This is a genomic window from Nonomuraea sp. NPDC050451 (genome assembly GCF_044458585.1).
The window spans coordinates 89130-103425 of record NZ_JBITHZ010000034.1 but is presented as its reverse complement, the minus strand read 5'-3'; the positions used below and the strand labels follow the sequence as shown (position 1 = coordinate 103425).

Sequence of the window (14296 nt, the reverse complement as noted above, 5' to 3'; positions counted from 1 at the left end):
AGGTCCGCCCTGGCTCGGTCATGTCCCGTCGGGTGGTGTAGATCCGGCCTCGAACGCAGCGCACCCGCACGTCGTTGAGTGAGGGTGCGTGCAGGCATACGGGCCCGTACGGCCGAAAATCGCTTGCCTCGTATGGCGGGCTCAGAGAATGTGGTGTCCATGATCCTCTGACGGACAGCACTCTGCTACTCCGAGATGCCACGGCGCCGACTCGCGCCGTGATGCCGCCCGTCCATACCTTGTTCAGCGAAGAGAGCGTCTTTGTCTCAGCAACCCTCTCGGCAGGAGTTTCCGCTGCCGTCCACCCCGGCCATGGGGTCGGCCACCGTCACCGTGTTCGCCTCCCCCACCAGCTGGATCGAGTCCGATGCCGTCGCGCAGTGCCATCAGGTGGCCGCCCTCGACGGCATGATGCACGTCGCCGCCATGCCGGACCTGCACCCCGGCAAGGGAGCCCCCATCGGCGCCGCCATGGCGTCGACCATCTTGTACCCGTTCCTGGTGGGCTCCGACATCGGTTGCGGCATCGCCGTGTTCCCCGTCAAGCTCAAGCGCGCCGTACCCGAGAAGCTCGCCGCCCGGTTCCCCGACCTCGATCGCGCGCTGGACCCTGAGCGGGATGCCGACGACCCGGCCTGGGCCGTGGTGAAGGGCGACATCCCCGCCGGTCACCTCGAGGGCCTCGGGACGGTCGGCCGGGGCAACCACTTCGTCGAGCTGGCGCGCATCGGGACCGTCTTCGAGCCGGACCACGCGAGCCGTCTCGGACTCGCCGCGGGCGACCTGGTTCTCATCGTCCACAGCGGCTCCCGAGGGTTGGGCGAACGGATCCTGCGGGCGCACACCGAGGTCCACGGCGCGGGCCCCGCCCCTGATCCCGATGCCTACCTGGCGATGCATGACGACGCCGTACGCTGGGGTTCACTCAACCGGCGGCTGCTGGCCGCCCGGGTCGCCCATGCCCTGGGGTTCGAGCCCACCGAGCCGATCGTCGACCAGTGCCACAATCTGGTCGAGATCCGCGACGGGATCTACCTGCACCGCAAGGGGGCGGCGCCGGGTGACGGCCGCGACGTGCTCATCGCCGGTACGCGAGGCACCCCTTCCTACCTCGTGGCCGGCCACGCCGGGCCGGAGGCCGGCCATTCCGTGGCGCACGGCGCGGGCCGCAAGATGTCGCGCGCGGACGCCCTGCGCCGGGGGCGGGCCAAGCACACGGTCGAGGAGCTGCGCCGTACACCGATGGGGTCGCTGGTGGTGTGCGGCGACCGCCAGCTGCTCTTCGAGGAGGCGCCGACGGCCTACAAGCGCATCGAGCAAGTGATCGACGACCTCGTCGACCATGACCTGGCCACGCCCGTGGCCACCACGATCCCTCTGGTCACGTACAAGACGCCCGACCTCGGGTCGGCGCCCCAGAGGGACCACCGGGAGCACCGCCGCAAGCGGGGGCGTCCGTGAGCGTCCACCTGCTCATGTCGGCCGGGCGCGGCCCGCAGGAGTGTGCCTGGGCCTTGGCCCAGCTGCTGCACCGCCTGGAAACCGAGGCCACCCGGCAGGACCTGGAGACCCATCGGGCCCAGACCGTTCCCGGTGACCGGCCCGGCACCTACCGATCGGTCCTCATCCGGATCGCAGGAGACGGCGCCGAGGCGTTCGCCGCCTCGTGGACCGGAACCCTGTGCTGGCAGGCCCCCAGCCCGTACCGGGCCACCACCGGCCGGAAGAACTGGTACGTCATCGCCCAACTGTGCCAGGTCGACACCCCGCGCACGACGTTCGCGGAAGCGGACGTCGACATCGTCGCCTGCCGCACCGGCGGCCCCGGCGGTCAACACCGCAACAAGGCCAGCACGGCCGTACGGGCGACCCACCGGCCCACGGGCATCGTCGTCGTGGTCGACACCGAGCGGCAGTTCAGCCTCAACCGCCGCATCGCCATGCGGCTGCTGCGAGAGCGCATCGAGCACGGCGACGAGGCGGCGGAGCGCGCCGGCACCACCGCCCGCTGGCGCATCCACGACGAGCTCGTACGCGGCAACCCCACCCGCGTCGAACGCCCGGTTCGGTCTCCACACTGACTCGAGAACCGGACCGCCACCATGCGCGTGGCGGCGGCAGCAGCGACCCGCCGATCAGCTTCGCCACCTCTCTGAACGAGCGATCATCGGGAGTTGTTTGTTTCGTCAGGCGAAGATGGCGTTCACGGCCTTGCTCACCTCCGCGAGGGGGACTTTCTCGCGTTGGCGTTCGAAGGCGATCCACTCCTTGCCCTCCGCGGCGACCCCCTCCAGGACGTGCAGGGCGTTGCCGAGCCCCGCCGTGCCGAGGGTCAGCTGTGACGCGCCTTGCGGATCCTTGTCCTCGGTCTCGGTGACATCCGTGGGCGGGTCGGTCACCTTGACCTTGATCGGATCGCCGTTGGTCAGCGTCAGCTCGAAGACGTTCTCTCCGTTGTCGGTCTCGGCCACCTGGACGGAGGTGAACGCGTCGTAGCGGTAGTTGGTGCGGGCCCGGCTGCGGAAGGTGGCCTTCTGGAAGTCGAGGTGCACGGTCAACTGCCGCACACCGTCCTTGGTGAGCAGGAAAAGCAGGATCTTGTACTTCGAATAGCGCCATGGCCCGCCCTCGACGCGTGCCCTGTCGTAGAAGGGCGTGGCGGGCGCCTCGATGAAGGCGTGGGCGAGGACGTCCTGCCGCTTCAGCCTGTAGAGGCCCATCGCCTGCTCCATCAGCGCCTTGCGGTCGCACTCCAGCCAGCGGGCCATCTCGAGATCGTCCGGCCTGTCGGCGAGCTTGCGCTTCCACCGGTCGAAAGCCTCCTGGCGGCCGGCCAGCAGTCCCTCCTTTTCCGCCTTGTCGGCGGAGTGGCGCCTGTACTCCGCGACGATGCGCAACCAGACGCGAGCCGCGGACCAGACCGAGGCCACGGCGACGAGCGCGGCCAGCGACACGAGCAACAGGCTGACGTGCGCGCCGCTCCAGACCAGGAAGGCGCCTGCCGCGGCCGCCGCGATCGCGGCGAGCACGCACATCGCTTTCACGAGCAAGGGGACGCGCAGCTCCTTGCGGTAGTCCCACAGCTTGCCCGCCTGCCAGCGCCGCGCGACGTCGGCGACCAGGTATCTGGTGAGCCAGGCGACTCGCTTGGCGTTGACCGTGCTCTCCCGGTAGATGGTGACGACCTCGTCACGCAAGGCGCGGCGGACGCCCGCCGTCTCCGAGAGCCAGCGGGCCTGGTCCGCGTCGCGCGGGGTGTACAGCGCGAAATAGTGGTTGAACTGCCGGTCGATCTTGCTCGCGAAACCGTCGCCGCGCGTGGTGGCCGGCCGGCGCAGATCCTCGCGGTCCTTCGCCTGGCGGCGCTCCTTCCTGCACCGCCACTCCACGCCGCTGCGCACGCTCGCGTAGCAGCCGGCCGCGAGAGCCAGCAGGGCGGACAGCGCCGCCGTCCCGCTGTGCTGCCATGCCGTGGCGCCGATGAAGCCGACGGTCGCCAGGGCCAGCGCGCTGGTCGCCGTGGCTCCGGTCCAGGTGCCGAGTCCGATGAGGACAGGATCCGCCGGCCGTACCCGTGCGCCGATGGGCTCCGGCTGGAAGAACTTCCAGGCCCGGCGCAGCCGGTCCTTCGCGCGGCGGTCGCTCCTGGCCGCGTCGAAGGCGCGCGCCCAGAGGGCGTCCTCGGCGGAGCTGTCCAGGAACATCTCCATGTGCTGGAGGACGTCGTTGCGCTGCTCGTCGGTCAGCTTCTGGAGCTCCTGCTCTATGTCGGCAGCCCCGCCCTCCGGAGGACGGGACGTCAGGAGGTGGTCGACCAGCTTGATCGCGTCGGCCCATTCGTCGTCGTCCCTGACGGCGCCGCGCACGCAGCGCAGCATGGCGATCTCGTTCGGCGGGACCTGCTGCAGGGTGCGTCCGCTGAGCAGAGCCAGCAGCAGGTAGAAGCAGGAGTGGCCGTTGACGTAGTTGCGCAGGACCACGGCGTCGCGGATGTGCTCGCGCGCCTCCGGAGCCATCCCGGCGCGCAGGGAGTTGAGCCCCACCTCGAAGGTCTCCTCGGGCGATGGGGCGGCCGCGACCTGGTAGACGTTGACGGGTCCGTGGATGGCCTCCGCCTGGACGGCGACGTTCGCCGAGTCCTGGGCGAGGTTGGTCGGGCCGGAGGGGGAATCGTTCACAGGACGCCCCGGATGGCCGCGATGACGGCTGACACGTGTGCCGCCAGCTCTGCCACGTCTGCCAGGAGCCCGCGGAGTTTCTTGAGCGCGATCATCGCCTTGCTCCTACCCGCCTCGGTGCTCTCGGACAGCGACTCGGCGGCGACGGCGATCTCCTCCTCCGCCGCGGTGAACGTGTCCTCGTCCACCTCCTGGGCCTTGCGCGCCCTGGCGAGCCGGTCGCGCAGCTCGGCGAGCTGGGCGGCCGGGTCGGCTGCCGGGGTCTGGGGCGGGTGACCGATGGTGACGTTGCCGTGGATGTGCCCGGCCTGCACGCCCACCCTGGCGTTGTCGCGGGCGACGTTCTTCACGCTGTCGGACATGCTGTTCGCCTCTCTCGCCTTGCTCGCCGGATGGTTCTCGTGCTCCACGGCCAGTTCCTGGGCGAGGGCCACGGCGAAGGCGGCGGCGTTGGCCGCCGCCGTCGGCTGCCAGTTCAGGCCGTCGGTCGCGGTCTTGCTGCCGTCGGCGCGGTCGCTGATGCCGCGCACGACGGCCATGGGCAGCGACCGGTTGTGATGGGCGGCCTGTGCCACGCCGGCCGCCTCCATCTCGATCGCGAGCGCGTCGTTGTAGGTCCGGCGCACCCACTGGGCGTGCGCGGAGATCGCGGAGTCCTGTACGACCTCGCCGGCCGCGATCGGGCCGAAGCGAACCGCGGGCACGGCCGCGCCCGCGGGCAGGCGGCGGGTCCAGGTCTCGGTGCGGTAGAGGTGGCGGGCGATCTGGTCGGTCTCGTGAGCGATCTCCCAGACGCGCGGGCGGGCTTTGAGGCCGTCGTCCTCGCTGGTGCCGCCGTGGTAGGCGTACACGTGCGTGGCCACCACCACGTCGCCCAGGCCGATGCCGGGCCACAGGGCCCCGGCGACCCCCACGAACAGCAGCGCCGACGGCGAGAACTCCGCGATCGCCCGCTCGGTGATCACCGCCGAAGGGTGGTTGCCCTTGCCGACCAGGCCCAGGGCCACCCGGCGTCCGTCGCCGGCGAGGCGGCCGAGCTCGAAGCGGGTGCCGGCGGTGTGGCGGTGTACGCGCGGGTCGGTCAGGTGCGCGCGGACGGCCTGATACTCCAGATCCAGCGCGGTGAGGATCACGATCATGACCATCGACCTCCTAAGGTCGAGTCATCGGGGGATTGAGGACGTGGGCCGGACCCGCCTTGAAGAGCCGGGCGGGCCGCCCGTTCGGGGTCTTGCGCATCGGGCCGTCGGCGATGATGAAGTCGCGGGTGCCCTGGACCTTGCGGTAGAAGTTGCGGGGATCGAGGCGGACGCCCCAGACCGCCTCGTACACCTGCTGGAGCTCCGAGATGGTGAAGGTCTCGGCGCAGAACGCGGTGGCCAGGGTGGTGTGCTCCAGTTTGGTACGCGCGCGTTCGACCCCGTCGATGACGATGCGGCGATGGTCGAACGCCAGGTTCGTGCCCGGGGCAAGGGCGTCGTCCACCGGGGTCCAGGAGGCGTCGGCGGCGTCGGTGCCGGCGATGGGCTCCGGCAGGCGGGGTGCGATGGCCAGGTAGGCGACGGACACGACGCGGCCGCGCGGGTCGCGGCCCGGCTCGCCGTACACGGCCAGAGGCTCCAGATGCACGTCGGACAGGCCCGCCTCCTCCGACAGCTCGCGCCGCGCCGCCGCCTCGATGTCCTCGTGCTCGTCACGCAGGAAGCCGCCCGGCAGGGCGAGGGCCCCGAGGAACGGGTCGATGCCACGTTCCACGAGCAGGACGTGCAGGCGCGCGTCGCGCAGGGTCAGGATCACCAGGTCGACCGCGAGGAGGATGCGCGGCGGCTGCCATGGGTCGTCGGGCATGACCACACCATAGCTTTTTGTCAGATCGACAGGAAGTCCTTGTCGAGGACGGAGTTACCGCCGCGTGGGACACTGTCTCGCTGACGCCCGCCGCCGGCTCGCGCTCGCCGATCGCAGGCCGGCGGTCGGGAAACGGTGCGCGGGGGCGAAGTGGTCGGCCGGTTCCTCGCCGTCGTGGACCAGCGCGACGCAGCATGAACTCCCGGTACAGGCGCGGCCCTGTCCCCACGACGACGAGTCTCTTCATGACGGCCGTTCCGCGCCGATGCCGACGAAGGCCATCAGCGCCGGTGTCCGGAGCGTGGGTTCCGGTGTCGTGGATGAGTGCGATGTCGCCGTCGCGTGGCTCGGGCAGCTCACGGCTTCACCTACGACGGCCGCCTGCGTCCCGCCGAGCTGATGCTCACCGGCGGCGGCGACGTGGTGGAGATCCGGCGGGCCGAGACCTACGACGACTACATCGCGACCGTCCGCCGGGGAGTGTGATCTTGAACAGGAGCTTGGTCGAGAGCGCCTTCGAGCGGCGGGAGTCGTTGTCCGAGGACGAGCTGGCGGCCCTCGCGCCGCACGTCACCGCCGGAACTCGCGCAGGACGGCGACGAGAAAGTGCGCTACGCGCGACTCCTCGGCGAGGTGCCGCGCCTGCCGGGTGAGGAGGAGCTGGACGCGCGGATGCGGGAGGTGCTGCATCTCGGAATGGCAGGGCCGCTCGCCGTCGTGCTCGACCGCGAGGAGCGGATGACGCGATGGCCGACATTCTCCCGCCGACGACGCTGACCCGGCAGAAGAGCGCGTACCCACATGTCCAGAACCCGGCTCACGATCAGGCGCTGGCGAAGTGGACGGTGAACGCGAGCGGGTCGCCGCTGCGCGCGATGTTCGACACGCCGTGCCTCAACGCCCTGCCGAGACAGATCGCCACCGGCGAACCGCACGCGCGGCTGCCGGGCGGGGCGAGCGCCGCCCAGCCGCTGGTGCAGCTCGTCGAGCTGAACGCGTGGGTGCGTGAGTATCGCGTGTCCGTATCCTGAGGGCCCATAGGGTCACCCGCCAGAGCGCCTCGAAAAGGACGCCACCGCTCATCTTGCTCGCCCCACTCGTACGGTCGACGAAGGTGATCGGCACCTCCGCCACCGTGCATCCGTGACGTACGGCTCGCAGCGTAAGATCCACCTGGAAGCAGTAACCCCGCGACTCCACGCCTCCGACAAGGATCTCCTCGAGTGCGGCGGCCCGGTAGACGCGGAACCCGCCGGTGGCGTCGGCGACGGGAAGCCGGAGCGCCAGCCGTACGTAACGGTTCGCGAGTCGTGAGAGCAGCTCCCGTCTCCGCGGCCAGTTCGCCACGCGGCCGCCGGGCATCCAGCGTGAGCCGATGACGAGGTCGGCCTGCTCCGCCGCGTTCAGCAGGGCGGGGAGCCGCTCGGGAGGGTGCGAGCCGTCGGCGTCGATCTCCACCAGCGCGTCGAACCCCCAGGCGAGTCCCCAGCGGAAGCCCGCCAGGTACGCGGCGCCGAGCCCTTCCTTGCGTTCCCGATGCAGGACGTGCACGCCGTCGAGTTCGGACGCGAGCCTGTCCGCGATCAGGCCCGTCCCGTCCGGGCTGTTGTCGTCGACGACGAGAATGTGGGCGGCGGGTACGGCTGCGCGGATCCTGCCGACGATGCCGGGAAGGGTGTCTCGTTCGTTGTAGGTCGGCGTGATGACCAGGACGTTGCTCATGATCGCTCCTCAGCTCGCGTGCCGGAAGTCGGGCCAGGCGGTCTTCCACGAAGTACGCGGTGCTGAGCAGACCGTGATGGGCAGGCCCTGCTCCTCGTTCGCGACCCCGGTGCCGTGATCGATGACCCCGGCGGATTCACAGCGCGCGAAGCGCAGCCGCAACTGCTCCGGCGGCAACCCCACGGCGACCACCGTCTGCGCCGTTTCCGGCGGTGGCCCCTGGTACCACAGCTCGTTGTGGCCGCTGTAGACGGGAATGTCCGGCGCGAACCGGTCCAGCGCACCGGCCTCGCCGTAGTTCGAGGTGAGCACGACCGTTCCGGACGGCAGCGCCCGGTACACCCCGGCCACCTGGGCGGCGAAGCGCGGCCAGCCCACCGACTCCCTGGGCACCTCGTTGGGCGAGGAACTGAGCGCCGACAGCGGGAGCAGCGGCAGCGCCACGACGATCCCGATGACCGAGCTGCCGAGCAGTCCCCACCACACCAGCCGACGCCGGGCCGCCCGGCTCTCCATCCACGCGGCGGCGGGCACGCAGCCGGCCACGAAGGCGAAGATCACGCTCCCGGCGACATAGTCCGCCCGTCCCCCTGACGCCCAGCCGAGCAGGATCGTCACCAGGGCCGCGATGGCCAGTGGCCGGGTCTCCGGCCGCCCGCGCAGCCAGAGCCACCCGACGGCCGCGATCGCGAACGCTCCCATGCTGAGCAGCGCCACCAGCATGGGCACGAACATGATCCGATTCGCGGATTCGCTGAGCGTGGCGGCCATGGTGAGCTGGGGCCAGCCGTTGGTGGCCTGGTAGAGAAGGTTCGGAGAGGCGATGACGGCCGCCAGGAACGCCCCGGACCAGAACCACCTGTCGCTGAAGACGGCACGCGGCCCCTTCACCGCCATGCCGACGGTGATGAGCAGGCCGGTGGCCAGTCCGGTGAGCAGCAGGACGATGAGGTGCTTGTTGAACGTGGCGGCTCCCGCGACGGCGCCGGCCGCCACCCACCATCGCCCGTCGCCGCGCAGCAGGGCACGCAGCACGAACAGGATGCAGACCGTCCAGAACATGAAGTCGGCCGATTGGGTCAGCAGGGTGTGCCCCGCGAGCAGGGGGAACATCCCGGTGCCGAGACCGGCAGCGGCGAGCGTCTGCGCGTTCGCTCGGCCGCCGAGTTCGCGCGTGATCGCGGCGCCGATGAGGATCAGCAGTCCGGCGCACAGCGCGGGGACGACCCGCAGCCCGACGATGGTGTCCCCGAACAGCTCCGTGGACAGCCGCGCCAGGAGTGGGGTCAGCGGAGGCTGGTCGAAGTAGCCCCAGGCGGGGGTCTGACCGAGCAGGCGGAAGTAGAGCTCGTCGCGGTGGTAGCCGTACCACGGGCTCAGCACCAGCAAGGTGACCACGACGACGCCCGCGATGGGAGCGATGGTCCTCCAGGCGATCGCCGGGAGCGAGGGAGCGGTGATCCGGAGACGGGGGGCTTGAAGAAGCATGCCTCCACGGTTTCCGACGGCGCCGCCGCTGTCGTCTGGCCGGGAACAGAACCTGGAGTCAGACCCCAGGCATAGGCGGCGGCTCCCCGGGGCGGACCACGCCGTGGTCGAACGCGAAGACGACCGCCGCGGCCCGGTCGCGTACCGCCAGCTTCGTGAAGATCCGGCCGACGTGGGTCTTGATCGTGCCCTCGCCGATCACGAGCCGGCGGGCGATCTCGGCGTTCGTGAGCCCTCGGCCGATGAGCTTGAGCACGTCGAGCTCGCGAGAGGTGAGGTCGCCGAGCCGCCGGACCGCGTCGGGGTCGGTCACCGGATCCGCGCGGTAACGCCGCAGGACCCGCCCGCAGACGGCGGGGTCCAGCCAGCCGTCGCCTGCCGCCACCGCCCGGACGGCACGCTGGATGTCCTCGGCCGGAGCGTCCTTGAGGCAGAACCCTGACGCTCCGGCCCGCAGAGCCGCCGCGAGAACGCCGTCCTCACCGAACGTGGTCAGCACCAGGATGCGGGACGCCGGGTCCGCGGCCAGCAAGGCACGAGTGGCCTCGACCCCGTCCATCCGCGGCATGCGGATGTCCATGACCACGGCGTCGGGCCGGACGCGCGCGACCTCCGCCAGCGCGGCCTGGCCGTCGGCCGCCTCGCCGACCACGTCGAACCCGTACGGCTGGCGCAGGATCGTGCGCAGTCCTGCCCTGGCGAGTTCCTGGTCGTCGACGAGCACCACCGAGATCATGCCGGCAGCTCCGTCCGCACGACCCACCGGTCGTTCTCGACGCCGGCGGTGACATGGCCGCCGACCATGCGCACCCTGTCGGCCATCGCGCGAAGTCCCATGCCGCCATTGTGCCGAGATGGGCTGTCGGGCAATGAATTGGTGACCGTGCCCCGCACGGCGCCTTCCTCCGATATGCGCAGCCGTACCTCGACGGAACTTCGCGGAGCGTGGCGGCTCGCGTTGGCCAGTGCCTCCTGCACCAGCCGGTAGAGCACCATCCCGGTCGTCGGACTCACCGCCGTCAGCTCACCGTCGACGCTCGTCTCGAGTTCCAGACCCGCCGTCCGGTATTCCTCGAAGAGCTCGGGAAGCCGGGGCGCGGTGGGCTGGGGGGCGACCACGGCGGGGTCGGAGCCTTCTTCCGCGAGAACGCGCACCACCTTTCGCAGCTCCGCCATGCTCTGCCGGGCAAGGCGCTCGGCCTCGGCGATCCCCGCCGCCGCTTCCGTGGGATCGTGCTCGAGCGCCAGCCGTGCACCTCCCAGATGCAGCACCGTCACGGCCAGCGTGTGCGCGACGATGTCGTGCAGATCGGCGGCGAGCCGCTGCCGCTCGGCCAGAGCGGCGGCAGCGGCGGCGGCGTTCTCCGCGCGGTGCAACCGCTCCCCCACCTCGATGCGGTAACGCGCGGCCCAGCCGCTCCAGAAGACGAGCGTCACGGCGGCCAGCCAGTTGGGCCACCCGGGGTCCGGCGTGGTGAACGCCGCCGCGACCACGACGGAGAGCGAGGCGAGCCACATGACGATGCCCGGCCAGAGTCGCAGGTTCAGCGCGACGAACGCGATGTAGATCACCAGAACGAACCAGCCGATGCTGTTGACCGCGAGCCCCGTGAGCGCCGCTATGGCCGCGGGAGCCAGGAGCCCGGCCACCTCGGCGGAACGGCCCGGCACCGTACGCACGATGACGAGACAGAGAGCGAGGAAGGCGCCCCCTCCGGCGAACGGCCACACGCAGTCGCAGCCACGCGTGATCGTTTGCGCCCACGACAGCCCGACCAGCAGCATCAGCAGCCCGAGTCCGGCCGGTAACAGCCAGCGGGGAGTCACCACCACCCGCCCATCGTAGGAACGGCCGGTTCCACCCGCATCCACCCGGAGTGGGACCCGCCATCTGCCCACGGTCAGAGTCGGATAGATCCACCCTTCGAACGGCGCGTCGCCGTCAACGGCCGGGAGCGGATCCGCTGTCCTTCACTTTCTCGAAGGCATCGCGACCCAGGCTGATCAACCAGTTCACGAAGTACTCGAAGCCATCGGACGGCCCGAACCCGGTGATGGTCCGGGTGCCATCAGGGGCTGACCGCTCCGGCGCCTATCGCGTTCCGGACCGCGGCGAGAAGGTTCGCGGCCCTCAGATCCGGCACGCCTTCCACGACGTGGTTCATGACGTAACCGAACGCGAGGCCGGTCGCCGGATCGGCGAAACCGAGCGACCCGCCGCGGCCGGGGAATCCGAAGGCGGTTGGGGAGTACCAGAACGCGTCCGGAGTCGGGAGGCCGAAACCGGTGCCTATGCGGACGGGCACGCGCAGGATGCGGTCCACGCCACTGGCCTGTTCCGCGGTCGCGGCGGTCAGGGTGGCGGGGGTGAGAATGCGGTGCCCGTCGACCTCGCCGATGAGCGCGGCGTAGAAGCGGGCCAGCGCGCGGGCCGTGCAGATGCCGTTGGTGGCGGGCATCTCGGCGGCCTGCTCCTCCGGCCTGTTGTGGTCCAGCGGGGGTGTGACGACGGCGAGCGAGCGCCTGGTCAACGACGTGGGGTCGGCGAAGGCCGCCATGACCTCGCGCATGGGTTCGGGAAGGGCGTTCAGGTCGATTCGGGCCATGGCCTGGAAGTCGGGCGGGGTCTCGATGATCCGGCTGACCCGGTGCTGCTCGGTTTCTGGCAGCCCGATCCACAGGTCCAGTCCGAGAGGGGCGGCGATCTCGTCCGCGAGGAACGTGCCCAGGCTACGGCCGGACACCCGGCGGACGACCTCTCCGACGAGCCAGCCGTAGGTGAGCCCGTGGTAGCCGTGGTCCGTACCCGGCTCCCAGTACGGGCGCTGGGCCGCCAGCGCGGTCACCATGGGCTCCCAGGCGATCGCCTGCTCCGGGGTGATCGGGTGGTCGATCGCGGGTAACCCGGCCTGGTGAGTGAGCAGCCAGCGGACCGGGATGCGGTCCTTGCCGTTGGCCGCGAACTCCGGCCAGCACTCCGCCACGGGTGCGTCGAGGTCCAGTTCGCCCTGCTGGGACAGCAGAAGGGCGCAGGCGGCTGTGACGGCCTTGGTGGTGGAGTAGACGAGCTGCAGGGTGTCGCGCTCCCAGGCGCGGCCGGTGTCGGGGTCGGCGATGCCGCCCCACAGGTCGACGACTTTCCGGCCGTGCAGGTAGACGCTGACCGCGGCGCCTGCTTCCGGCTCGCCGGCCAGATCGGCCGCGAACGCCTCGCGTACTGCTTCGAATCCCGGTGCGGTGTCTCCGCCGATTTCGGGCATGCGTCATCGCCTTCCGTGCTGATGGGGGTTGGGGGAAGGGTTTCAGCCGCGCCATTTCCCGACGAGCCAGGCGCAGATTTCCGGCTCGGTCATCTCGGGAAACTCTTCGGTGAACGTGGCGAGCGCGCGTATGGCCTCGTCGCGGGTCAGGCCGCGCGCCCCTGCTTCCTTGAGGTACTCCTGACGTGCGAGGGAAGGACGGCCCCCGCCCGCGCCGCGGCCGGGCAGCCCCTCGCGCCACCGCACGATCTCCGCCAGCCGATCGGACCGCCAGCCGGGAGCTCCGTCGACTTCGACGTCGGGCAGGGGGAACGGGTGATCGGAGTCGTCCGCATAGCGGCTGCGCCACTTGTGCACCGCATGACGGCTCACGCCCAGGGCCTCGGCGATGCCGAGGACACCGAGATAGCGCTCGGGCATGGGTGCACCTGCTTGTCTGTACGGCCTCCTTCGCGGATTTCCAGTACTACCACGGCCGACACGGAGATCTCTCAAACGTCGTCTCTGGCGAAGACAACGTTAGCGCGCGAGGGAAACCTCGTCTACAGGAGAGACGATCTTTTCCGGTCGTCGGCGGGGTCACTGCAGGAGTCGCGCTTCGAAAGGTGCGAGGGTGACCGTGCCTGGCAGTCGGTCTCGCTCGCCAGATGGCGCTCCTGAAACCGGGAAACGCGAGGCATCCCGCGGTCGGACAGGTTCACCGCCACGAGGAGTGACTTCTCGCCGTCGCCGCGGAGGTATGCGAGATGGTCCGGGTGGGCGGAGAGCACGGTGATGCCGCCTGACGCAGCGCGGCCAGCTCTCGCCGGAGCTTCAGGAGTTCCCGGACGAGGGAGAGGGGCGGGGGTCGAGCTCCTGGCTCTCGACGCTGAACCGTCCCGCCCATCCGGGTATGGGCAGCCACGGCTCGACGTCGTCGGGCGTGGATCCGGCGTGTGACGGCGTCGCCTCCCAGTCGGGGCCTGTCGTGGTTGCTCAGCACCCAGTTGGGGGGCGCGGCGTAGTGGCGCTGGATGAGGTCGCCGCCACACCGCGGCCCTCGCGGTTGACGAGGAGGCGGCCGTCGCGGAGCTGTTCGCCGACAACGCCACTCGGTTGCTGGACGGGCACGAGCGTGAACGTCGTCGACACGGGCGAGTTCCACTGATGACACGGGTGGGGACCGGCCGATGTGGCGAAGATGGCTTCGGGCGTCCCCCTCACGGACGACGACCGCCCGCAGCTCGTCACGGTCGAAGGCGCTCTGGCCGGCTTACGGGCCGAAGGGGCGGTCGGCGTCGACCCCGACCTGATCCAGTCCAGGCCGCCCGCGACGCCGGTGTTACGCGGGAGGCCCTGGCGCCCGTGCTGCGGATCGGCGACCGGCGCGCCGCCCGGTGCCGGCACGGCGTTGAGATCCGGCATCTCCCGACCGCACAACAGCCGAGCCCGGAAGGCGCAGGTCAACTGCCCCGTGCCAGTTCTGGCACCGGACACGCGGTTTTGACAAGCCGGGCACACCTGCGCGCGCTCGGGACGCCGAGGCCGCACGGGAGGCGATGCGACTGCACTTCCGCGACGTCAAGGCGCGGATCGCGCGGGCGGAGGCCCGGCCGGTACCCGCGCCGACCTGACCCCGGTCACACCAGTCCGGCGGCAGCGAGGCCCCGACCCGGATCCGCCGTCCCGAAGGGTGGGGCAGGGCACGCGGGGTCCTCCTGACGACCTGGCTGACACGCCGCTCACTTTGCCAGGAAGCCTTAAGGATCGATCGGTTGATCGGCCGTATTGAGCGCTATTAGCCTGCGTTCCACCCTCATC

The 14296-nt window shown here is 70.7% G+C and carries 12 protein-coding genes; 3 read left to right on the top strand and 9 right to left on the bottom strand.

Features of this window, described 5'->3' with window-relative positions; genetic code table 11:
* The first annotated feature begins 261 nt into the window (after window positions 1-261).
* Entirely contained in the window at window positions 262-1461 is a 1200-nt protein-coding gene (locus ACIBI9_RS53275; protein ID WP_397235109.1) for an RNA ligase RtcB family protein, read from the top strand.
* Window positions 1458-2081 carry a peptide chain release factor H gene (gene prfH, locus ACIBI9_RS53270; protein WP_397235108.1) on the top strand — a complete coding sequence of 208 codons (624 nt, stop codon included), beginning with the start codon at window positions 1458-1460 and terminating at the stop codon, window positions 2079-2081. Before ACIBI9_RS53275 ends, prfH begins: the two co-directional genes overlap by 4 nt.
* Before the next feature lie 105 nt (window positions 2082-2186).
* On the opposite strand, the gene ACIBI9_RS53265 is transcribed toward prfH, so the two are convergent.
* The 3 genes from ACIBI9_RS53265 to ACIBI9_RS53255 are packed head-to-tail and all read right to left on the bottom strand — an operon-like array spanning window position 2187 to window position 6026.
* A complete protein-coding gene (locus tag ACIBI9_RS53265; protein WP_397235107.1) occupies window positions 2187-4178 on the bottom strand; it encodes a hypothetical protein in 1992 nt (663 codons plus the stop codon).
* Window positions 4175-5323 carry a purine phosphorylase gene (locus ACIBI9_RS53260; RefSeq protein ID WP_397235106.1) on the bottom strand — a complete coding sequence of 383 codons (1149 nt, stop codon included), beginning with the start codon at window positions 5321-5323 and terminating at the stop codon, window positions 4175-4177. The genes ACIBI9_RS53265 and ACIBI9_RS53260 overlap by 4 nt, the downstream gene beginning before the upstream one ends.
* Window positions 5324-5330: 7 nt before the next feature.
* Window positions 5331-6026: an NUDIX hydrolase gene (locus ACIBI9_RS53255; protein ID WP_397235105.1), complete on the bottom strand. Its 696-nt coding sequence runs from the start codon at window positions 6024-6026 to the stop codon at window positions 5331-5333.
* 342 nt (window positions 6027-6368) lie between these two features.
* Here ACIBI9_RS53255 and ACIBI9_RS53250 point away from each other — a divergent pair, with 342 nt between their 5' ends.
* A complete protein-coding gene (locus ACIBI9_RS53250) occupies window positions 6369-6512 on the top strand; it encodes a hypothetical protein (RefSeq protein ID WP_397235104.1) in 144 nt (47 codons plus the stop codon).
* A 408-nt stretch (window positions 6513-6920) separates the two neighbouring features.
* Here ACIBI9_RS53250 and ACIBI9_RS53245 read toward each other — a convergent pair whose 3' ends face one another.
* From ACIBI9_RS53245 to ACIBI9_RS53220, 6 genes are all read right to left on the bottom strand, one after another.
* Window positions 6921-7748, bottom strand: a complete 828-nt coding sequence (locus ACIBI9_RS53245) for a polyprenol monophosphomannose synthase (protein WP_397235103.1) — start codon at window positions 7746-7748, stop codon at window positions 6921-6923.
* Window positions 7749-7757: 9 nt separating this feature from the next.
* Window positions 7758-9236, bottom strand: a complete 1479-nt coding sequence (locus ACIBI9_RS53240; RefSeq protein ID WP_397235102.1) for an ArnT family glycosyltransferase — start codon at window positions 9234-9236, stop codon at window positions 7758-7760.
* A 58-nt stretch (window positions 9237-9294) separates the two neighbouring features.
* Window positions 9295-9972 (bottom strand): response regulator, encoded by a 678-nt coding sequence (locus tag ACIBI9_RS53235; RefSeq protein WP_397235101.1) that lies wholly within the window; start codon window positions 9970-9972, stop codon window positions 9295-9297.
* Entirely contained in the window at window positions 9969-11069 is a 1101-nt protein-coding gene (locus ACIBI9_RS53230; RefSeq protein ID WP_397235100.1) for a sensor histidine kinase, read from the bottom strand. The genes ACIBI9_RS53235 and ACIBI9_RS53230 overlap by 4 nt, the downstream gene beginning before the upstream one ends.
* 236 nt (window positions 11070-11305) lie before the next feature.
* The gene (locus tag ACIBI9_RS53225; RefSeq protein ID WP_397235099.1) at window positions 11306-12496 is read right to left on the bottom strand and encodes a serine hydrolase domain-containing protein; all 1191 of its coding nucleotides are present in this window, start codon (window positions 12494-12496) and stop codon (window positions 11306-11308) included.
* 42 nt (window positions 12497-12538) lie between these two features.
* On the bottom strand, window positions 12539-12916 hold the full coding sequence (locus tag ACIBI9_RS53220; RefSeq protein WP_397235098.1) for a helix-turn-helix domain-containing protein: 378 nt from the start codon (window positions 12914-12916) through the stop codon (window positions 12539-12541).
* Between the last annotated feature and the right edge of the window lie 1380 nt (window positions 12917-14296).

What these genes read in the sequence shown, in the direction of transcription:
- ACIBI9_RS53220 (WP_397235098.1), bottom strand. Translation starts at nt 12,916, where the DNA reads ATGCCCGAGCGCTATCTCGGTGTCCTCGGCATCGCCGAGGCCCTGGGC.
- ACIBI9_RS53225 (WP_397235099.1), bottom strand. Translation starts at nt 12,496, where the DNA reads ATGCCCGAAATCGGCGGAGACACCGCACCGGGATTCGAAGCAGTACGC.
- ACIBI9_RS53240 (WP_397235102.1), bottom strand. Translation starts at nt 9,236, where the DNA reads ATGCTTCTTCAAGCCCCCCGTCTCCGGATCACCGCTCCCTCGCTCCCG.
- ACIBI9_RS53260 (WP_397235106.1), bottom strand. Translation starts at nt 5,323, where the DNA reads ATGGTCATGATCGTGATCCTCACCGCGCTGGATCTGGAGTATCAGGCC.
- ACIBI9_RS53235 (WP_397235101.1), bottom strand. Translation starts at nt 9,972, where the DNA reads ATGATCTCGGTGGTGCTCGTCGACGACCAGGAACTCGCCAGGGCAGGA.
- ACIBI9_RS53255 (WP_397235105.1), bottom strand. Translation starts at nt 6,026, where the DNA reads ATGCCCGACGACCCATGGCAGCCGCCGCGCATCCTCCTCGCGGTCGAC.
- ACIBI9_RS53245 (WP_397235103.1), bottom strand. Translation starts at nt 7,748, where the DNA reads ATGAGCAACGTCCTGGTCATCACGCCGACCTACAACGAACGAGACACC.